Below are 20,289 nucleotides of genomic sequence, written 5' to 3'. Positions count from 1 at the left end.
CTCATGTTGGGAACCACCACCTTGGTGCAGGCACCACTCGGCATTCAGCCGGAATTCTTGCCTTGTACCTGCGAGCCACCCAGTACGAAGGCCCGATACCCTCCTGGGTTGCAGCCAAACCACTTACGAAACGCGCGATAGAACGAACTGGCGTCGGCAAACCCCAGGCGTTCGGCGATATCGCTCATCGCCAGCGATCCCTCGCTCAGCCAGTCGATCGCCAGCTGTCGGCGTACGCTATCCTTGAGCCCCTGGTAGGTCTGCCCTTCCTCTGCCAAGCGACGGCGCAAGGTCGATAACGACAGGCACAGGTCGCGGGCCAGACGTTCGGCGTCGGGCCACTGGCCGGGGTCGAGCTTCCCCAGGATGCGACGCACACGTCGGGCGAGGCTGTCGGGATCTCGGTATTTGACCAGGATATTGCCCGGAGCCTCGGCGAGAAATTTCTGCAACTCCTCGGGCGTGCGCCTGAGGGGCAGGTCAAGACAATCGGCGGCGATGATCATGCGCGTACGCGGGCGCTCGAACTGCAGGTTCTCGGAGAACATCACACGGTAATCGTCGCAAAACGGCGGCTCGGCACAACGCAGGTCAATGGCGAGGATGGGAATGCGTCGGCCCGCCAGCCAGCAGGCAACGCCATGGACAATCATCCAGAACGTAAAATAGGTGAAGGCACGCCGGGGCTCATCGCGCGGTTCGTTGATAGTGATCTCGGCCAGGCTCTGCTGGCGCACCAGCCCGGGTTGCAGGTCTTCGAGCATCAACGAGAGAAACCCCAGCGCAGTCTCCAACCCTGCGCCAAGCGTGGGCTGCGCCATGCTTGCCTGGCACATGAACGAGAGGCTGCCGCTACGCAGACCGCGCGGGTCCATCGCGAAGAATTCGTCGTTACATCGACGTGCCAGCAAGCGCCAGAGACGCGCGTAGGCATCGGCACCAACGCGCGCATCAGCTTGCTCGAAGCTGCGTTCATCGATTCCCGCACGCCGCAGCAGCGCTGCGTCAGCCTTGCCCTGCGGGCAGGTCTGCAGCAGCGCTTCGCGCACCAATTGCATGGAAATCGTATCTTTCTCGCTCATCGGCTATCCAGATTGCCCAATGCAGGCCATCTTAGGGCCATGACGAAAAAAGGCCAGCTCCTGAACAATTCATGTACCGGGTCTGCTGAGCCTCACTCGGTCTGACGTGCCAGTGCCTGGCGGGTCAGCTCGAGTGCCTTGGCACCTACTGCCGACTCACACTCCGCAACGATCGCTCTGCCCTGAGCGTCGTACTCGGCATCCGTGAGGCTGTGACGACGAGCATACACAGCCTCCATTCGCGTCACGAACGGTTCGCGTATCAACCCGAAGGCTGCTTCGTGCGATCTTTGCAAACGATCAAGCCAAAAGCTTCTTTGGCTGATGTCAACCGCCAGCGCATCACTGGCCTCTGCCTCGAGCACGGCGGCCTGCGCCGCCTGCAGATCTTGCCGACTCACCCCGGCGATGGTCTCGAACTGCATCGTACGCGGTTGGCCTGGCAAGTCGAGGGGTTGCGCCAACCCTACCCTGTAGGCCAGGCTTACCTCCACCTCATCGACGCCTCGCCCACCGGCGCGGCGCTGCCTGACGTCCTCTCGGGCGTAGGCTTCCACTTGGTCGAGACGGAAGAACCTCCGTGCCAGGTCCAGCAATTGCGTCTCGACCTCGTCCGCTGAGCCGCTCTCGACGGCAGTACTGAGCATCTTGACTTCCAGCAGGCCGAAGGTCGAAATCACACTGTCCACGCAGGTGCGTGGCTCACTCGCAAGCGCAAACAACTGTTCACGCACAGCCGTATTCCGTTCGACCATGTCGAACATGGCCCATACCCTGGCCTCCAGGTGCGCCCGCGCCAAGCGAAAATCGCTGGTGTCCGCCAGTGCGTGAATCAAGCCAAAGAAATCGGCGCTTCCCGGTTCCGCCTGCAGGCGGTCCCATTGCGCGGCGCGGGTGACCCGGGACGCATCGTCGAGCCGCTCCAGCCAGCGCGTGCCATTGTGTACGTCGCTCTCGGCCTCGCTCTCAGACGTCCAGCTCGGGTCGATCCACTGGTCACGGTACTGCTCGGGTAGCGGATTCCCCACCAGCGCGAGCCTTCGCCGCCACTGCCTAGTCCGGTTGCGCAGGCTCAGCGGCAAGGCGGTGATGCGGTTGTCGCGCAGATCGACATAGTCCAGGGAGACCCCCAGTTCCAGATGTCGCGGGACCTCGGTCAGGCCAACATTGCGCAGACCCAACTGGCGCAGACGCGGCATCCGATCCAGCGCCAGCCCGAACATCCCGAGCGGGTTTTCGCTCAAGTTCAGCACACACAGTTGGCGCATCTGCCCGAGTAAGGCAAGGCCTGCAGCATCGATGTGGAGCTCGTTTCGCGAAAGCGTCAGCTCGCGTAGGTGCGGCAATGTAGAAAGCGCCTGGGGGACTACGGTGAACCTGTTACTGTCCAGATTCAGGGTCAGCAAACTGCCAAATGGCTGTAGAAAGCCCGTGGGAAGATCGCCCAGTTGCATGTGCGACAGGGTCATCTCACTGACGTGACTGAACCCCTCATGCCCGGAGAGATCCGGCAACTCGGCCGCATCCAGACCGGACAGTACCAGCACCATACCAGGGTCGCCGTTGCTATGCGCCCTGCCTGCCAATCCTTGAAAACGCCAGCAGCGACGGATTTCATCGGCCACCTGACGTCGCTGTCGACGCGTCGCTGCACCGTCTTCATCCTCGGCCCAGCTCTGCAGGTCACGGTCAAGTTGCGCATAGATTTGCTCCTGCGCGAGCAAGGCTGTGAAGGAAGATCCAGGCTGCTCATCGAGAACCTGAAGATAGATCTCCAGCTGCCTTTCGCTGAACCCTGGATAGAGGCTGCGCACCCGATCCTCCAGCGTGCGTTCCGCCACATGACTGCCGCGCCCGCCACGGCCACTCATCAAATAGCCGAAACGCCTGTCCGGAAGACGGACCGGTGGGCGGAACGTCGGCTTGGGCGGATGCACATTCAGCAGTTCGAGTACCTGGGTCCGGCTGTTGGGTAGACGGCGCCGGAGGTCGGCACGCATTGCTTCGATGGCTGCCTGGCCTGTCCATCCCAGCCGCTGGCGGTCTGCCTCGGGCAGAAAATGCCACAAGCACTCCAACAGCCCACCCGCGCCCTCGGTTTCGACGAGCAGACGCGTGCCATCCTCGAACACGTGCATCTGCCCTGCGAGCCATACCAGTACCTTGGGCTTGCCCCCTGTATCAGCCGGGTACAGGCTTGTGATGAGCCGTCCGTCGACAGCGCCTTGGCGTACCTCGAAGTTGATTTCGCGGGGCCAGGCCGGCTCCCTGCGCAGCAACGCGAATATCAGTCTCGGCAGCTCTTGGTGGTAGGCGTTGTTGAGGTACAACCCTTGCAACAATCGGCAAATCCACGCCTCGTGCAACGCCAGCCGCGCGCGTTCCGCCAATGCCAGGTCCAAACGTCCGCTGCTTCGCAAGCGCTGTTGCTGGACGGGGCTTACACGGTCAAGCAGATCGGCGGCATACACATCAGGCAAGCCGGGGAAATCACGCTGTATCAAGGCAGTGTCCGTGCGTCCGCCCGCCTGCTCGGTCAAATGTGCCATGAGCTCCTCACGCAACACGGCAGCGTCATCAAGCATGGCTTGTACACGAGCCTGAGACGTCATTTGCTCAAGCTTGAGGCGATTGCTGCAAAAACGCATCAAGTCCACCTCAGCAGTTTGCGGGCTATGATGCAACGCGAGAAAGAACTGATCGATTCTTCCATCAGCGGCGAACCGGTTGAGGGTGTCACGCAGCCCGGCAGGAAGCGCTCGTTGCTCGGCGACGAGGCGGCGCAAGGTCGAGTGGTCAATATCGGCGATCGACAAAATCGACTTGATTCGCTGCTCATCGAGTTCGGAGGCCAGCGGCCACAAGTGTCCGAGCAAAGACGACTCGCCCTGCCATTCCTGCGGGCGCTGCCAGGCCAGGCGCCAACCGTATTCACCGTTCCATTGCAACGCTGGAGCAAAGCCCGACTTGCCGTCGCCTCGTTGCAGCCGCCATTGAGCTGCAGCGATATCACGACGAACGCCGTGAAGGTGGCCTTGATGCAACCACCAACGCTCGCCGCCATGTCGGTACAGGCCATCGGGGCCACGTTGCGCGTGCTGCGGCACATTCCTGGCGCGGTAAGGTGCCAGCTCATGGGCCCACAATCGTCCTGTGCCTGGCCGTTGCTCGACAGGAGCCAATTCCTGCACGAAACCGCTACGTTGGAAACCTCGGGCTACCGCCGCCCCACCAGCAGCCCCCAACGCATTGACAGCAACCAGTTCGGCGACGCCAAGCATGTGTTCCAAGGCTTCGTGTTGATGACCGCGTGACCAGTCGACAGCGCCTTCGTAGACCTCGTCAAGCACCTGCACCACCGTTGCCGCGAGAAACAACTGACCCAGCCCTGGCACAAACAGCGATGCCGCCTGTAGCAAATTCATGCCGACGGACTCCAGTGTCAGCAACCGTTGCCACTTGACCTTGTCATCGACGTCCGCCACTGGCACCAGCAGATAACGGGCATCATCCTTGATCTGCTTCACCTGCAACTCGGCGAGCTCGGCGAACAGGGCTTTGCCGCAGACCCTGCCGAGGACCTCCAGGTCAGGCGCCGCATCGCTCAGGCGCTTTTTCAACATGGCCTGAAAAGCGACGCGACTGTCGAGGGCAATCAGCGCGAGCAAGGCTTCATGCTCGTGCGGGGTCGCGAGCATCGTGACCAGATGAGTAGCGACGCCGTTCAAGTCGGCAAATCGCTGCAGTGGTCGATGAGGCAGAAAAAGCAATATGCCCGCGCTGTCGGAAGGTCCCGATGCATTCGCATGCTCCGACAGCTCTATGAGCAAGGCGCCCAATACCGCATGACCCAGCAGATAAAGGTGCTTGACCTGCACACTCGGGAGTGTCGGATTCACTGTCGACACGCTTCCCAGGAGGGGCTCCAGCGCCGCCAGCTCGGCCGCCTCGATGCGACCCTGCACAACCGCAAGCTGAGCCGCCAGCGCCAGGCGCCTGGCTTTCTCCTCGGCCAGCAATGCGCTGACCGAATCATCCAGTACCTGCTCAAGATGCGTTTGGTAATGCGCGCCAGCATCAACTTGGCGACACACCTGTGCCAACCGGGCGGTATCCACGAGCAGCTTCTCGCTGGTCAGAGACGCATGGGGTCCGGCCTTGATCAGACCAGTGCGGTGGTCAAAGTTAAGCCCCGATACGAAGTTCTGCATCAGGTGGTTCATCGCAGGTTCAAAGGTGAAATGATTGACCAGCGTCTCTCCACCTAAAAGGCTGTAATTGTCCCACCGCTGGCGCCACAAGCCATTACGCAAGTCCAACCGGACCTTCAGCGTGTTTTCCATTGCCGTATTCAGGAGGCTGCCGGCGAAGTCTTGGGGAGCCTTCAGGGCCTTGAACGCGGCCTGAAGGCGTGCTTCCACCGCACGGTGCTCGTCGAATCGGCGTCGCAAGCTCGTGATTTGCTCGGCCGAAGCGGCATGCAGCCAGACAGGCAGGTTGTCCACGATGAAGCTGTCAGTGTGATCGAGTCTGAGGGTGGGCATAGGAGGCTCCTGGAAGATAACCAGGACTACTCTTGCCAATCACCCCAGCGAGGCACAGCCGGAACTGCTCCCGTCCTCTTCGGACATACCGGCCAACCCCAGGAAGGCCTGGATCAAGCGCAACGGGCGACGCCGCTCCAGGCAGCCGATCATGTGCCGGTTGAGCAGCCCTGCGCCCGCCATGGGGCGCGCCACTACCCGTGGATCATGCGCTACCTCCGCCGAAGAGACGATCCCGATGCCAAGCTGCGCGGCCACCGCTTCGGTTACCGCCTCGCGACTGTCCAGCTCCAACACCACTCGGGGTTGCACATGGACCGCAGCGCAGGCCCGGTCGAAGGTCTGCCGGGTGATCGAGCTGGGCTCACGCAGCACCATGACCTGCTTGTCCAGAGCCCTCAGCGCCAGCTCCCCAGGCTCGGCGGCCCACGGGTGACCGACCGGCAACAAGGCGCACAGGTGCGACTCGCCCAAACTCTGCAGATACAGGCCCTTGCGCGGTTCCACCTCGGTCAGCACCGCCACATCGGCGTGCTCGGACAGCAGCGCCGCCAGGGTCTCCTGGGCATTGCCCAGGCGCAGGTTGACGGTGATGCCAGGGTAGCGCGCGCGCAGCAGCGCCAGCATCGGCATGACCCGGTGCGGTCCGTCTGCTGCGACCTCCAGACGCCCGGTCAGCAGCTGACGATTCGCTTCGAGCATCGCCTGGGCCTCTTCGGCCAGCCCGAACATCGCCCGGGTAATAGCCGCCAGGCGCGTGCCCTCCTCGGTCAGCTCGACACGCCGGGCAGTGCGGCGCAGCAGGGTGATCTGGTAATGCTCCTCGAGCGCCTTGACGTGTCCGGTCACTGCTGGCTGGCTGATGAACAGGCGCGCCGCGGCACGGGTGAAGCTGCCCTCGCGGGCGACGGCATCGAAGGCACGGAGTTGAAAGAGGTTCATTTATCGGCCTGACTTATGGCTGGCATAACGACAAACAATTTGATTGATGAATGGGCGAATTGCAACCTAGCCCCGTCGTTTCTGCCCACTGCCCCCGAGGAAGTCCCGCAATGACCAGCGCCCCGATTCTGCTGACCCCCGGCCCACTGACCACTTCGATCCGCACCCGCCAGGCCATGCTGGTGGACTGGGGCTCATGGGATCGTGACTTCAATCAGCTGACCGCCAGCGTCTGCGAACAATTGCTGGCGATTCTCGACGCCAGCGCCAGCCACCACTGCGTGCCCCTGCAAGGCAGCGGCACCTTCGCCGTGGAAGCGGCCATCGGCACCCTCGTGCCGCGTGATGGCAAGGTCCTGGTGCTGATCAACGGTGCGTACGGCCAGCGCCTGGCAAAGATCTGCAAGGTGCTGGGCCGTAATTACAGCACCTTCGAAACCGCCGAGGACCAACCGACCACCGCCGCCGATGTCGACCGCCTGCTCGCCGCCGACCCGGCCGTGACCCACGTCGCACTGATCCACTGTGAAACCAGCACCGGTATTCTCAACCCGCTCACCCAAATCGCCCAGGTCGTCAAGAACCACGGCAGGCGCTTGATCATCGATGCCATGAGTTCGTTCGGCGCCCTGCCCATCGATGCGCGTGAGGTGCCGTTCGAAGCCCTGATCGCCGCCTCCGGCAAATGCCTGGAAGGTGTGCCTGGGATGGGCTTCGTGTTCGCCGAGAAAAATGCCCTGGCCGCTGCCGAAGGCAACGCCCACTCACTGGCCATGGACCTTCACGACCAGCACACCTACATGGCCAAGACTGGCCAGTGGCGCTTCACCCCGCCTACCCACGTGGTCGCGGCACTGCACGAAGCACTGCAACAGTACGCTGAAGAAGGCGGTCTGCCAGCGCGGCACCAACGCTACGCCAACAACTGCCGGACCCTGCTCGACGGCATGGCCAGAATCGGCCTGCGCAGCTTCCTACCCACCGACATCCAGGCGCCGATCATCGTCACCTTCCACGCCCCCACGGACGCCCGCTACCAGTTCAAGGACTTCTACGAGCGGGTCAAGGCCAAGGGTTTCATTCTCTATCCCGGCAAGCTGACACAGGTCGAAACCTTCCGCGTCGGCTGCATCGGCGTGGTCGGTTCGGCGGGCATGCAGGCCGCCGTCGATGCCGTGGCCCAGGTGCTGCGGGAAATGGAAGTGCTGGATATCTGAACCCTTTGCCCACCCCATTGATGGAAATCGCGCACATGAACTACAGCAACCCCACCCAGCTGCAAGCCGCCATCCTCGACTGGGCCGGTACCGTCGTCGACTTCGGCTCCTTCGCCCCGACCCAGATCTTCGTCGAAGCTTTTGCCGAGTTCGATGTCGCGGTGTCCATCGAGGAGGCCCGCGGCCCGATGGGCATGGGCAAATGGGACCATATCCGCACCCTGTGCGATGTGCCGGAAATCGCCGAGCGGTACCGCAAGGTGTTTGGCCGTACCCCGACCGACAACGACGTCACGGCCATCTACGAACGCTTCATGCCGTTGCAGATCGAGAAGATCGCCGTGCATTCCGCGTTGATTCCAGGTGCACTGGAGACCCTCACCGGGCTGCGCAAGGATGGCCTGAAGATCGGCTCGTGCTCGGGCTACCCGAAAGTGGTGATGGACAAGGTGGTAGCGCTGGCTGCGCGCAATGGCTATGTCGCCGACCACGTGGTGGCCACCGACGAAACGCCCAATGGTCGCCCATGGCCGGCCCAGGCCCTGGCCAACGTCATTGCCCTGGGAATCGACGATGTCGCCGCATGCGTGAAGGTGGACGACACCGTGCCGGGCATACTGGAAGGTCGTCGTGCCGGGATGTGGACCGTGGCGCTGGTGTGCTCGGGCAATGCCCTGGGGCTGACCTGGGAGCAATACCAGGCGCTGGGTACCGAAAGACTGGAGCAGGAACGCAAGCGGATTCATGCGCTGTTCGAGGGCTCGCGACCGCATTACTTGATCGACACCATCAATGAGCTGCCGGAGGTGGTTGCCGATATCAATCGGCGACTGGCCAAGGGGGAGATGCCGCAGGGGGTCTGATGGCCTGGCGGTGACTCATTGGCAGGCAATTCGCGGCGGCGAGCCGCTGCGAATTGCCCGCGAAAAGGACAGCGAGCGCTATCACACCGCCCTATTGAGTTTCACCCACGCGGCAAACCGATCAATGAATGCCTGCAGGAACGGCCGAGTCTTGTCACTGAGCTTGCCCGACTCGTCGAACAGTGTCGCCGCGCCTCCGATGTAGGCTTCGGGCATCTGCATGCAGGGCATGTCGAGAAAGACCAGCGATTGGCGCAGCGCATGGTTGGCACCAAAGCCACCGATCGCCCCCGGCGAGACACTGGCCACCGCCGTCGGCTTGCCGCCCCAGGCACTCTGCCCGTAAGGTCGCGAGCCAACATCGATGGCGTTCTTCAATGCCCCCGGTACCGAGCGGTTGTACTCCGGAGTGACGAACAGCACCGCATCGCTGCGGCGGATCTCGTCGCGAAAACGCTGCCAAGGCGCCGGTACACCCGCGGCCTCGACGTCCTCGTTGTACAACGGCAGATCACCGATCTCGATGATTTTCAACGCAAGGCTGGACGGCGCCAGCTCCGAAAGGGCGCGAGCCACCTTGCGGTTGTAGGAGTCCTTGCGCAAGCTGCCGACAACGACCGCTACCGAATAGACCTGGCTCATGGCGATTTGCATCCTCTGCTGGGGAAGGGGAACTGTGTAGTTATAGATGACCCTGCTTCACCCTCGAGGTTTTTTTCCGTAACAAGAAAACTTCCCGCCCCCTTCGCTGGTCTATGACTGCAGATATTTCTCCATATTTCAGAGGTTTCAACCTACATGGCAGCAGTACTGGTCGGCCAATTCCACGCCCGCGACGCCGAAGGCCGCATCTATCCGGTGCATGAGTTCCAGGAGTCGACCTTGCAGGCGGACGGCAGCACCCTTGGCGCGCCGATCACCACCTATCGCCTGGCCATCGGCGACCGGGTCAATTACCTGGGTGAAGACCGCTTCGAACTGGCCCAGAGCGGCGTCGAGATCATTCGCATTCCGTGACGCAATCCACCGTGTAAGGCCCATCGCCTTCATGCTGCAGGCCATGGACATCGGCAACGAAACCGGGAAAGCCCCTGTCGAAGGCTCGAGCGAAGGCCAGGTAGTCGAGGATCGAACGGGTCGCCTCGGTGAAGCGTTCGCCCGGCATGATCAACGGAATACCTGGCGGGTAAGGCACCAGCATCACCGCTGAGATACGCCCGAGCAGTTGCTCGATCGGCACCGCCTCGACCTCCCCCTTCACCATTCGGTCGTAAGCCTGCCCTGGGCTCATGGCCACTTCCGGCAAGCGTGTGAACAGGCGTTTGAGCTGTTTGGCCGTAGCGTTGGCACGGTAGCAGTCGTGCAATTGCTCGCACAGATCGCGCAGGCCCAGCCCCTGATAACGCAACGGTGCGACGGCCACAACGCTGGGCAGGCACAGCTGCAGGACGGTATTGGCATCATAGTGGCGCTTGAACTCGAGCAACTCGGTCAGCAGTGTGCTCCACTTGCCCTTGGTGATCCCCATGGAGAACAGCACCAGGAAACTGTACAGCCCGGTCTTCTCTACCACCAATCCACGTTCCCAGAGGAACTTGCTCACCACCGCCGCTGGAATCCCATGCTCGCCGAGCACGCCCTCGGCGGTCAGCCCCGGCATCACCAGGGTCACCTTGAGCGGATCGAGCAGCACGTAGTCGTGCGCCACCTCGCCAAAACCGTGCCACTGGGCGCCGGGCTCCAGCAGCCAGTCCTGCGCGGCCAGACGCTGGATACCTTCGGCCGTCGGTGGCTGCCAGATGGTGAACCACCAGTCATCGGTCGCGATGTGCGCACGCAGGTTGGCCAGCGCACGACGAAAGCTCAGGGCCTCGTCGAACATCTCCTGCAGCAGTGATCGCCCGGCCGGGCCTTCCATCATGGTCGAGGCAACATCGAGCGATGCCAGGATGCTGTACTGAGGCGAGGTCGATATATGCATCATGAACGCCTCGTTGAAGCGATCGCGATCAAGCTGGCGAAGGGCGCCATCCTTCACATGGATCATCGAGGCCTGGCTGAAGGCAGCCAGTAGCTTGTGGGTAGAGTGAGTGCTGAACAACAGCGGGCTGTCGACCTCGCGGGCGGTGCCCATGGCATAACGCCCACTGAAGAAGTCGTGGAACGCGGCGTAGGCAAACCAGGCCTCGTCGAAATGCAGTATCTCGACACTCGCGCCCAGGGCCTGCTTGATCTGGCCGGCGTGGTAGCACAGACCGTCATAGGTGGAGTTGGTCACCACCGCTAGGCGAATGCGCGGCTCGCGACCACGGGTCAGGGGATTGGCCTGGATCTTGGCCTCGATCGACTCGCGGCTGAACTCGCCGAGCGGGATCGGCCCGATGATGCCCAGTTCGTTACGCTCCGGACACAAGTACAACGGGATGGCCCCGGTCATGATGATCGCATGCACCACCGACTTGTGGCAGTTGCGGTCCACCAGCACCAGGTCATCACGCGCGACCATGGCATGCCAGACGATCTTGTTGGCGGTCGAGGTGCCATTGATGACGAAGAACGTATGATCGGCACCAAAATTGCGCGCAGCCCTGGCCTCGGCCTCGGCCAGCGGCCCGGTGTGATCGAGCAAAGACCCCAGCTCCGGCACCGAGACCGAGAGGTCCGAGCGCAGGGTGTTTTCGCCGAAGAACTGGTGAAAGGCCTGACCCACCGGGCTCTTGCGATATGCCACGCCACCACCGTGGCCAGGCGTGTGCCAGGAATAGTTCGATTGCGCAGTGTGTTGCACCAACGCCTTGAAGAAGGGAGGCAGCAGGCCGTCGAGATAATTGTGCGCAGCCCTCGCCACCTGCCGGGCCAGGAAGGGCACAGTGTCTTCGAACAGGTAGAGGATGCCACGCAACTGGTTCAGCTCGCTCATCGCCTCGGCAGGGGCATTTTCCAGGGTAACCTGCTCACCCAGGGCAAAGATCGGCAGAGCCGGTGCACGCAGCCGCGCCAGGTGGATCAGTTCGGCCATGTTCTGCAGCAGATGGATATTGTCACCGACGCCTTCGGCGGCGATCAGCATGCAGGCCAGGCCGTGGTGAGTGGCGGCGACCAGACGCGCTTCGGCATGGTCGGCGGCGGCGAGGATGGCGAAGCCATCCTGCTTGAGCTCCTCGGCGATACCCCGTATGCGCTCACCGGCGACGCTGTCGGCCTTGATCGCACGGTGGACGATGAGGATGGGGAACTTGAGGTCCTTGTACATCAGGCCGCTACCTCCGAAGGACGCGTGTCCATTTCAGGGTAGTCGAGCCTCAGGGCAACTGTATGGGCGATGTCAGCCTGCTGGCGTTTCGGTCAGTGCCTGCCACATTGCCGGTGCCCCCGCCGACTTGGCGATCGCCGCCAGACGCTCGGCATGTGCCTCGAGCTCCTCTTCGCTGGCCATGATCACACGCCCCGGCTGACGCCCGACGATACGGCGGATCTCGCTACCATTGCCACCCTGCCCTTCGTTGTCTTCAGCGCCCTGCCCGGCCAGCGACAGGCTGGTCTGGCCACCGGTCATCGCCAGATAGACGTCGGCAAGCAGTTCCGAGTCGAGCAGCGCGCCGTGCAGGTCGCGGCCGGAGTTGTCGATGCCGTAGCGTTTGCACAGCGCATCGAGGCTGTTGCGCTGGCCCGGATGGCGCGAGCGCGCCATCATCAGAGTGTCGAGGATGGTGCAGTGCTGGGAGATGTCGGCGCGGTCTTGCCGGCCCATCAAGGCAAATTCGTTGTTGATGAAACCAACGTCGAACGCTGCGTTGTGGATGACCAGTTGCGCGCCCTGGATGTACTCGAAGAACTCTTCGGCCACATCGGCGAAACGCGGCTTGCCGACCAGGAACGCGTCGGTGATGCCGTGAACGCCAATGGCGCCCTCGTCACTCTCGCGGTCTGGCTGCAGGTAGACGTGGAAGTTGCGCCCGGTCAGGCGCCGGCCGATGACCTCGACGCAACCGATCTCGATGATCCGGTGGCCTTCGCTGACCGGCATACCAGTGGTTTCGGTATCGAGGACGATCAGTCGGGTGTTCTGCTGCTCCACGCGGGGGCTCCAAGCGACTTCTGGGAAAGGGGGCGAGTATACATCAAACAGGCCACTGGCTTTGCAGGTGCCTCAACGCTTGGCGCGAAGCTCATCCACCCCGCGGTTGGCCAGCATGTCGGCCCGCTCGTTACCCGGATGGCCGATATGTCCTCGCACCCACTTCCAGGTCACCTTGTGCCGGTTGACCTGCTCATCGAGCAACTGCCAGAGGTCGGCATTCTTCACCGGCTCTTTGGCAGCGGTCTTCCAGCCGCGTTTCTTCCAGTTGGCCATCCACTCGGTGATGCCCTTCATCACATATTGCGAGTCGGTGGTCAGCACCACTTCGCATTCGCGCTTGAGCGCCATCAGCGCGCAGATCGCAGCCATGAGCTCCATGCGGTTGTTGGTGGTGTCGCGCTCGCCGCCCCACAGCTCCTTCTCGACGCCCTTGTAGACGATCAGGGCGCCCCAGCCACCCAGGCCAGGGTTGCCCTTGCAGGCACCATCGGTGTAGATCTCGACGCTATCGCTCATGTACCGCCTTCGTTCGCTTGCAGGTTATCGACCATGGACGGCGCGGTCAGGGCTCGCTGTGACGACGATTGACCTTGGCCAGCGGCAGGGGCAAAAGCTTGCCCATCGGCTCCCGGCGCTCCATGGGCAGCGGTCGCAGGCCAACCACCATCTTGCGCGCCACCAGCAGGTAAACACCCCCGCCCGCGGTCTGCCATCCCCCGGCCATCCGCTCCCACCCCGCCAGGCGCTGTTGCCAGACCGGGGAGGAAAGCGGCGGACGATAGCACCCGAAGCGGCGTTTCTCCAGCGCGAAGCCCAGCAGGTTGAGCCAATCGCCGACTCGCGATGGCGAGATGCAGCGCGCCTTGCGCAGCGCTCCGCGGCCGAAAAAGTGCCGCGCCCCCCAGGCGCTCCAGGGATTGATGCCAACGATCAACAGGTGCCCGCCCGGACGCACCGCGCTGGCAGCCTGGCGCAACAGACCGTGGGGCGAGAGGCTGAAATCCAGGCCATGCTGCAGCACCACCACATCAGCCGCATGCTCGGACAACGGCCAGGCCTGTTCCTCGCAGACGACCTCCACACCCGGCAATGGCGCGCCGAGGCGCACCGTGCGTTGCACCTGCGGCGCGCTGGGCGGTGTATCGGCGCTCGGCCCATAGTGCACGAGAAAACCGCCGAAGAAGCGGCCCAGCTCATCCTCGAGCAGTTTTTCTTCCTCCTTGAGCATCAGTTGCCCGATGGGCCCGGCGAACCAGTCACGGGCCAGGCTGATCAGCTCCACCCACTCGGGGTCGGCCTGGGCAAAGGCTTGGTCGGTCATTGCATTCTCCCTCGAAGGTTTCTTCGGCCACGCCATCACAGCTAAGATGCCTTCATGTCCCACGCCAGATGATTCGGATCCGCGCCATGATACAGATCGATGCCCTTCCCGCTTTCTCCGACAACTACATCTGGTTGTTACAGGATACTGCCAAACGCCAGTGCGCGGTGGTCGACCCCGGCGACGCCAAACCGGTGCTGCAGTGGCTGCAGGCACACACCGACTGGACGCTCACCGACATCCTCATCACCCACCACCACAACGACCATGTCGGCGGTGTGGAACAACTCAAGCAGGCGACCGGTGCCAAGGTCTACGGCCCGGCCAACGAACGCATTCCGAGCCGCGACGTGGCGCTGGACGACGGCGACACCGTGACGGCGCTGGGCGTGACCTTCGAGGTGCTTGCCGTACCTGGCCACACCCTCGGCCATATTGCTTATTACAGTGCAAAAACACCGACCCCGCTGCTGTTCAGCGGCGACACCCTGTTCGCCGCCGGTTGCGGGCGAATGTTCGAAGGCACACCCGAACAGATGCAACCGGCCCTGCAGCGCCTGGCCGCGCTACCCGAAGCCACCGCCGTCTACTGCGCCCACGAATACACCCTGAGCAACCTGCGCTTTGCCAAGGCTGTGGAGCCGGATAACCCGCATGTTATCCAACGCTTCGAAGCGGTTACCCGCCTGCGCGCCGACAATCGCATCACCCTGCCCTCGACCATCGGGCTGGAGCGCTTGACCAATCCGTTTCTTCGCACAACTGAAACATCCGTTAAACAAAAAGCAGACGAATGGAAGGGACATTCAAACGAATCCCAACCCGCTGTTTTTGCTGCCTTGAGGTCTTGGAAAGACGGCTTCTGATAACCTCACGATATATCGCAGCATGACATCCAAGGTTGACCCGACTGGATGCGGTTTCTAGAATCGCCGAAATTTTTTGCCCGGAAAACCGTGTCCGCCGATGTCTTCCCGTAGCCGCCGCACCGCTCATTCCGCCGCCCTGACGCGCCTGGCCCAAGTCAGCGCACTCGCTTTGGCCGCCACCCTCGTGGGCTGCCAGAGCACCCGTCAGGTCGACGAATCCGACAGCGTTCGCGCACACAACTACCAGGCCCGGATCAAGCACAAACCAGCGCCGCTGATGATCAAGCCGGCCGAGCAAAAAGCGCCCGAGGATGTCTGGGAGCGCATGCGCCAGGGCTTCGCCCTGCAAGACAGCATCGACGTCAACCCGCGTATCGAGCAACAGCGCCTGTGGTTCGCCAGCAACCCGAGCTTCCTCGAGAACGCCGGCGAGCGTGGCAGCCTCTACCTGCACTACATCGTCGAGCGCCTCGAAGAACGCGACATGCCTCTTGAGCTGGCGCTGCTGCCGGCCATTGAAAGCGCCTACAACCCGATGGCCTACTCCCGCGCCCATGCGGCAGGCATGTGGCAATTCATCCCGTCCACCGGGCGCCACTTCAACCTGCGCCAGACCAACTTCTACGACGGTCGTCGCGACATCACCGCGTCCACCAACGCCGCGCTGGACTACCTGACCCGCCTGCACGACATGTTCAATGGCGACTGGCTGCTGGCCCTGGCCGCCTACAACGCTGGTGAAGGCACCGTCAGCCGGGCGATCGAGCGCAACGAGCGCCTCGGCCTGCCCACCGACTACTGGAACCTGCCGCTGCCTCAGGAGACCCGCGACTACGTGCCCAAGCTGCTGGCGCTGTCGCAGGTGGTCCTGACACCACAGGCCTATGGCGTCAACCTCAGCCCCATCGCCAACGAGCCCTACTTCGAAGCCGTCGCCATCAACGAGCGCCTCGACCTGACCCGCGTCGCCGCCTTCGCCAATATCGACGAAGACGAACTGATCCAGCTCAACCCCGCGTTCAAGAAACGCATGACGGTCGATGGCCCGCAGCAACTGCTCGTTCCTACCGCCAAGGCGCAACTGCTGACCAGCAGCCTGTCCAACCTCAAGCCTGAGCAACTGGTCAGCCTGCAACCGAACAAGGCCGTGTTCCAGGCCGCCCTCGCCGAGGCCAAGGCACCGGCCGCAACCAGCAGTTACCGAGTCAAGCGCGGCGACAACCTGGGCGCCATCGCCAAGGCCAACCGTGTGTCGGTCAAGGACATCCAGCGCTGGAATCGCCTGTCGGGCAGCAACCTGAAAGTCGGCCAGGTTCTGGCCCTGCGTGGCGGTAACGCGCCGAGCGCCTCAGCCAACCGCGTCGCGGCAGCCAAGCAGCGCTCCACCCAGTACAAGGTACGCAAGGGCGACTCGTACTATCTGGTGGCCAAACGGTTCAATGTCGAGATGAAACACCTCAAGCGCTGGAACCCGCGCAGCGGCCAGGCACTCAAGCCCGGCCAGACACTCACCGTCTACCTGACGCGCTGACTGCGTAGGCGCGGGCTTGTCAGAGCGGCGAGCCGGCGCCATGCACCGCGGTGTACTTTTCGCGGGCCAGCCCGCTTCCACAACCGCCCCCGCCATACCCTTTTTCCATTCCAGACAAGCTGTTACTGTACGCCGGACCAAGCCCAACGCCGCCTTGACCGGATTCCAGACTTGATAAGACCCCTCCTCCTGTCACTGAGCCTGGCCTTGAGCTTCCCCGCAGTCGCGACCGTGACCGAAAGCCACGGGTATGCGCAGTTCGGCACGCTCAAGTACCCGGCCACGTTCACCCATTTCGACTGGGTCAATCCGCAGGCGCCTAAAGGCGGAACCTTGCGGGCCATGGCATTCGGTACCTTCGACACGCTCAACCCCTACACCTTCAAGGGCACCAGCCCCGTTTCGACACCAAATTTCCAGCAGTACGGCGTCAACGAGCTGAACGAGACCTTGATGGTCGGCACCGGCCAATACGACCCTTCCGGCGACGAACCGACCTCCAGCTACGGCCTGATCGCCCGCTCGGTGGAGTACAGCGAAGACCGCAGTTGGGTGGTGTTCAACCTGCGTCCCGAGGCGCGTTTCCATGACGGGCACCCCATCACCTCGGCCGACGTGGCGTTCTCCTACCGCACCCTGCTCAAGGAAGGTCATCCGCTGTACCGCACCAACCTGCAGGAAGTGCAGCGCGTCGACATCCTGGGGCCGTTGCGTATCCGCTTCGTCTTCAAGCGCGCCGGCAACCCGCTGCTGATCCTGCGCCTGGGCGAAATGCCAGTGCTGCCCAAGCACTACTGGCAAGATCGTGATTTCAAGGCCACCACCTTCGAGCCTCCGCTGGGCAGCGGTCCGTACCGCATCACCGAGGTGCAGCCCGGTCGGCGACTGGTGTTCAGCCGGGTGAAGAACTACTGGGGCAAGGATTTGCCGGTCAACCGCGGCAAGTACAACTTCAACCGCGTGGAGTTCGAGTTCTATCGTGACGCGACCGTGGCCTTCGAAGCGTTCAAGGCTGGCGAGTTCGACATCTACATCGAACACCAGGCCAAGAACTGGGCCAACGGCTACAACTTCCCGGCGATCCGCCGTGGCGATGTGATCAAGGCACAGATCCCGCACCGGATCCCGACCCAGACCCAGGGTCTGTTCATGAACACCCGCCGCGACGCGTTCGCCGACCCCAAGGTACGCCAGGCGCTGGGGCTGATGCTCGATTTCGAGTGGACCAACCGTGCCCTGTTCAGCAGTGCCTACCGTCGCTCGACCAGTTACTACCCCAACAGTGAATTCACCGCCAGCGGGCTGCCCACCGGCAAGGAATGGCTGCTGCTCTCACCGTTTCGCGAACAGTTACCCGCCAAGCTCTTCACCGAGCCCTACCAGGTCAGCCAGACCGACGGGCGCGGCATCGACCGCCAGACCTTGCGCACGGCCCTGGGCCTGCTCGGCGAAGCCGGCTGGAAGCTCGACGGGCAGCGCCTGGTCGACGCCAAAGGCCGCCAGTTGCGCCTGGAGTTGCTGCTGGTAAACCCGAATCTGGAACGCATCCTGCAACCTTATGTCGAAAATCTGTCCAGCATCGGCATCGACGCGCGCTTGCGCACGGTAGACCGAGCCCAGTACAAACAACGGCTGGACCAATTCGACTTCGACATGATCCTGATGACCCTGAACCAGACCCTCAGCCCCGGCCTCGAGCAGTGGCAGTACTTCCACTCAAGCCAGGCCACCGTCAAGGGCAGCAAGAACTACGCGGGCATCAAGGACCCTGTGGTCGATCACCTGCTCGACACGCTCATGGCCGCCCGCACCCGCGATGATCAGGTCGCCGCTGCGCGCGCACTGGACCGGGTGCTGTCGTGGCACTACTACATGATTCCCAACTGGTACCTGGACAACCATCGCCTGGCCTACCGCAACCGGTTCGCCTTCGTCACCACGCCGCCCTACACCCTGGGCCTGAACAGCTGGTGGCTCAAGACTTCGGAGAAAGCCAAATGATGCCGACGCCTCGCCTGCGCCTGGCCTGCAGCCTGTTGCTCGCCTGCCTGAGCCTACCCGCGCTGGCCGCCCCGCAACACGCCCTGACGCTCTACGACGAACCGCCCAAGTATCCCGCCGACTTCAAGCATTTCGACTACGTCAATCCCGATGCCCCCAAGGGCGGGACCTTTCGCCAGTCCAGCTTCGGCGGTTTCGACAGCCTCAACCCCTTCATCAACAAGGGTGTATCGGCCGACAACATCAGCATCATCTACGACACCCTGATGCGCCAGAGCCTGGACGAGCCCTTCACCGAGTACGGGCTGGTCGCCGGCAAGATCGAAAAGGCCCCTGACAACAGCTGGGTACGCTTCTACCTGCGACCTGAAGCACGCTTCCATGACGGCCACCCCATCCGCGCCGAAGACGTCGTATTCAGCTTCAACGCCCTCACCCAGCAGGGTGCGCCGTTGTACCGCCAGTACTACGGTGATGTCTCCGAGGTGATCGTCGAGGACCCGCTGCGCGTCTTGTTCAAGTTCAAGCACAGCAACAACCGAGAGCTGCCGCTGATCCTGGGCCAGTTGCCAGTGCTGCCCAAGCATTGGTACGAGACCCGCGACTTCACCCGCGGCAACCTCGAGATCCCGCTGGGCAGCGGCCCGTACAAGGTCGCCGAGGTCAAGGCCGGACGCTCGATCCGTTACGAGCGGGTCAAGGACTACTGGGCCAAGGACCTGCCGATCAACCGTGGCATGTTCAACTTCGACGCCATGACCTTCGACTCCTACCGCGACACTGCCGTCGCCCTCGAAGCACTCAAGGCCGGGCAGTTCGACTATGCCCTGGAAGTCAGCGCGAAGAACTGGGCCACCGCCTACAATGTTCCCGCTGTGCGCGACGGGCGTCTGATCAAGGAAGAGTTGCCCAACGGCAATCCGGTCGGCATGCAGGGCTTCATCTTCAACCTGCGCAAGCCCGTGTTCCAGGACATCCGCGTGCGCCAGGCCCTGAGCCTGCTGCTCGATTACGAATGGACCAACAAGCAGCTGTTCAACGGTGCCTATACCCGCACCGGCAGCTACTTCGAAAACTCCGAGATGGCCGCTACGGGCCTGCCCTCCGCCGACGAGTTGAAGATTCTCGAGCCGCTGCGCGGCAAGATTCCCGAGCAGGTCTTCAGCGAGGCGTTCCACAATCCCGTCACCGACGGCAGCGGCATGATTCGCGAGCAGCAACGCAAGGCTTACCGGTTGTTGATGGACGCCGGTTGGAAGATCGAGAACGACAAGATGGTCGACGCCCAGGGCAAGCCGGTGTCGATCGAGTTTCTCCTGGCACAGACCGAGTTCGAACGCATCCTGCTGCCGTTCAAGCGCAACCTCGCCGACCTGGGCATCGACCTGACCATCCGCCGCGTCGACGTCTCGCAATACATCACGCGCCTGCGCTCGCGCGACTTCGACATGATCGTCGGCGGCTTCCCGCAATCCAACTCGCCGGGCAACGAACAGCGTGAGTACTGGACCAGCGCCGCCGCCGACCGCCCGGGCAGCCGCAACACCATCGGCCTGCGCGACCCCGCCATCGACCAACTGGTCGAAGACCTGATCAATGCCGACTCGCGCCAGAGCCTGGTCGCCCACACCCGCGCGCTGGACCGTGTACTGCTGTGGGGCTACTACGTCATTCCCAACTGGCACATCAAGACCTGGCGGGTCGCCTACTGGAACCACCTTGGCCATCCAAAGGTGTCACCCAAATACGATATCGGCATCGATACCTGGTGGATCAAGCCCGACGTGACCCCGGCCGTCAGCGAAGCGCGCGTGCCACTCGTGGACGAGGCGAACTGA

Annotated in this window: 15 protein-coding genes; 7 read left to right on the top strand and 8 right to left on the bottom strand. The window is 62.8% G+C overall.

Annotation, left to right across the window (positions count from 1 at the left end):
- Window positions 1-44: 44 nt before the first annotated feature.
- The 3 genes from F6X62_RS22845 to F6X62_RS22835 all read right to left on the bottom strand — a co-directional run bounded on the left by F6X62_RS22845 (window position 45) and on the right by F6X62_RS22835 (window position 6,568).
- Entirely contained in the window at window positions 45-1,082 is a 1,038-nt protein-coding gene (locus tag F6X62_RS22845) for an AraC family transcriptional regulator (RefSeq protein WP_153774788.1), read from the bottom strand.
- A gap of 92 nt (window positions 1,083-1,174) precedes the next feature.
- A complete protein-coding gene (locus F6X62_RS22840) occupies window positions 1,175-5,626 on the bottom strand; it encodes an NEL-type E3 ubiquitin ligase domain-containing protein (protein ID WP_153774787.1) in 4,452 nt (1,483 codons plus the stop codon).
- A 39-nt stretch (window positions 5,627-5,665) separates the two neighbouring features.
- Window positions 5,666-6,568 carry a LysR substrate-binding domain-containing protein gene (locus F6X62_RS22835; protein ID WP_153774786.1) on the bottom strand — a complete coding sequence of 301 codons (903 nt, stop codon included), beginning with the start codon at window positions 6,566-6,568 and terminating at the stop codon, window positions 5,666-5,668.
- 110 nt (window positions 6,569-6,678) lie between these two features.
- Between F6X62_RS22835 and F6X62_RS22830 the strand changes: the two genes are divergently transcribed.
- Window positions 6,679-7,785, top strand: coding sequence for a 2-aminoethylphosphonate--pyruvate transaminase (locus tag F6X62_RS22830; RefSeq protein WP_153774785.1), 1,107 nt, complete (start codon window positions 6,679-6,681; stop codon window positions 7,783-7,785).
- A 35-nt stretch (window positions 7,786-7,820) separates the two neighbouring features.
- Window positions 7,821-8,648 (top strand): phosphonoacetaldehyde hydrolase, encoded by an 828-nt coding sequence (gene phnX / locus F6X62_RS22825; RefSeq protein ID WP_153774784.1) that lies wholly within the window; start codon window positions 7,821-7,823, stop codon window positions 8,646-8,648.
- Between the two features lie 81 nt (window positions 8,649-8,729).
- Here the strand turns inward: phnX and F6X62_RS22820 are convergent, their stop codons facing one another.
- The gene (locus tag F6X62_RS22820; RefSeq protein WP_153774783.1) at window positions 8,730-9,290 is read right to left on the bottom strand and encodes an NADPH-dependent FMN reductase; all 561 of its coding nucleotides are present in this window, start codon (window positions 9,288-9,290) and stop codon (window positions 8,730-8,732) included.
- Window positions 9,291-9,446: 156 nt separating this feature from the next.
- On the opposite strand from F6X62_RS22820, the gene F6X62_RS22815 reads away from it, so the two are divergent.
- Window positions 9,447-9,665 carry a hypothetical protein gene (locus F6X62_RS22815; RefSeq protein WP_054894341.1) on the top strand — a complete coding sequence of 73 codons (219 nt, stop codon included), beginning with the start codon at window positions 9,447-9,449 and terminating at the stop codon, window positions 9,663-9,665.
- Here F6X62_RS22815 and F6X62_RS22810 read toward each other — a convergent pair.
- From F6X62_RS22810 to F6X62_RS22795, 4 genes are all read right to left on the bottom strand, one after another.
- Window positions 9,649-11,901, bottom strand: coding sequence for an Orn/Lys/Arg decarboxylase N-terminal domain-containing protein (locus tag F6X62_RS22810; protein WP_153774782.1), 2,253 nt, complete (start codon window positions 11,899-11,901; stop codon window positions 9,649-9,651). The genes F6X62_RS22815 and F6X62_RS22810 overlap by 17 nt on opposite strands.
- Before the next feature lie 72 nt (window positions 11,902-11,973).
- Window positions 11,974-12,726, bottom strand: coding sequence for a DNA polymerase III subunit epsilon (dnaQ, locus tag F6X62_RS22805; RefSeq protein WP_256093694.1), 753 nt, complete (start codon window positions 12,724-12,726; stop codon window positions 11,974-11,976).
- 72 nt (window positions 12,727-12,798) lie between these two features.
- Complete coding sequence (gene rnhA / locus F6X62_RS22800; RefSeq protein WP_054894343.1) at window positions 12,799-13,245, bottom strand: ribonuclease HI; 447 nt, start codon at window positions 13,243-13,245, stop codon at window positions 12,799-12,801.
- 46 nt (window positions 13,246-13,291) lie between these two features.
- Window positions 13,292-14,050, bottom strand: a complete 759-nt coding sequence (locus F6X62_RS22795) for an SAM-dependent methyltransferase (protein WP_153774781.1) — start codon at window positions 14,048-14,050, stop codon at window positions 13,292-13,294.
- A gap of 86 nt (window positions 14,051-14,136) precedes the next feature.
- On the opposite strand from F6X62_RS22795, the gene gloB reads away from it, so the two are divergent.
- From gloB to F6X62_RS22775, 4 genes are all read left to right on the top strand, one after another.
- Window positions 14,137-14,916 (top strand): hydroxyacylglutathione hydrolase, encoded by a 780-nt coding sequence (gene gloB, locus F6X62_RS22790; RefSeq protein ID WP_063545564.1) that lies wholly within the window; start codon window positions 14,137-14,139, stop codon window positions 14,914-14,916.
- A 100-nt stretch (window positions 14,917-15,016) separates the two neighbouring features.
- A complete protein-coding gene (locus tag F6X62_RS22785) occupies window positions 15,017-16,450 on the top strand; it encodes a lytic transglycosylase domain-containing protein (protein ID WP_054894346.1) in 1,434 nt (477 codons plus the stop codon).
- Window positions 16,451-16,621: 171 nt separating this feature from the next.
- Window positions 16,622-18,451 carry an extracellular solute-binding protein gene (locus F6X62_RS22780; protein ID WP_112898738.1) on the top strand — a complete coding sequence of 610 codons (1,830 nt, stop codon included), beginning with the start codon at window positions 16,622-16,624 and terminating at the stop codon, window positions 18,449-18,451.
- Window positions 18,448-20,289 (top strand): extracellular solute-binding protein, encoded by a 1,842-nt coding sequence (locus F6X62_RS22775; RefSeq protein ID WP_153774780.1) that lies wholly within the window; start codon window positions 18,448-18,450, stop codon window positions 20,287-20,289. Before F6X62_RS22780 ends, F6X62_RS22775 begins: the two co-directional genes overlap by 4 nt.

Source organism: Pseudomonas sp. MNR3A, from assembly GCF_009650575.1.
GTDB classification, from domain to species: Bacteria; Pseudomonadota; Gammaproteobacteria; order Pseudomonadales; family Pseudomonadaceae; genus Aquipseudomonas; species Aquipseudomonas machongensis.
Note: the sequence above shows the minus strand (reverse complement) of the source record. Positions and strands in the feature narration are given on the sequence as shown.

Bases quoted from the DNA above. Each gene is read 5' to 3' on its own strand.
- F6X62_RS22845 (WP_153774788.1), bottom strand. From the start codon at position 1,082: ATGAGCGAGAAAGATACGATTTCCATGCAATTGGTGCGCGAAGCGCTG.
- F6X62_RS22840 (WP_153774787.1), bottom strand. From the start codon at position 5,626: ATGCCCACCCTCAGACTCGATCACACTGACAGCTTCATCGTGGACAAC.
- F6X62_RS22835 (WP_153774786.1), bottom strand. From the start codon at position 6,568: ATGAACCTCTTTCAACTCCGTGCCTTCGATGCCGTCGCCCGCGAGGGC.
- F6X62_RS22830 (WP_153774785.1), top strand. From the start codon at position 6,679: ATGACCAGCGCCCCGATTCTGCTGACCCCCGGCCCACTGACCACTTCG.
- phnX (WP_153774784.1), top strand. From the start codon at position 7,821: ATGAACTACAGCAACCCCACCCAGCTGCAAGCCGCCATCCTCGACTGG.
- F6X62_RS22820 (WP_153774783.1), bottom strand. From the start codon at position 9,290: ATGAGCCAGGTCTATTCGGTAGCGGTCGTTGTCGGCAGCTTGCGCAAG.
- F6X62_RS22815 (WP_054894341.1), top strand. From the start codon at position 9,447: ATGGCAGCAGTACTGGTCGGCCAATTCCACGCCCGCGACGCCGAAGGC.
- F6X62_RS22810 (WP_153774782.1), bottom strand. From the start codon at position 11,901: ATGTACAAGGACCTCAAGTTCCCCATCCTCATCGTCCACCGTGCGATC.
- rnhA (WP_054894343.1), bottom strand. From the start codon at position 13,245: ATGAGCGATAGCGTCGAGATCTACACCGATGGTGCCTGCAAGGGCAAC.
- F6X62_RS22795 (WP_153774781.1), bottom strand. From the start codon at position 14,050: ATGACCGACCAAGCCTTTGCCCAGGCCGACCCCGAGTGGGTGGAGCTG.
- gloB (WP_063545564.1), top strand. From the start codon at position 14,137: ATGATACAGATCGATGCCCTTCCCGCTTTCTCCGACAACTACATCTGG.
- F6X62_RS22785 (WP_054894346.1), top strand. From the start codon at position 15,017: ATGTCTTCCCGTAGCCGCCGCACCGCTCATTCCGCCGCCCTGACGCGC.
- F6X62_RS22775 (WP_153774780.1), top strand. From the start codon at position 18,448: ATGATGCCGACGCCTCGCCTGCGCCTGGCCTGCAGCCTGTTGCTCGCC.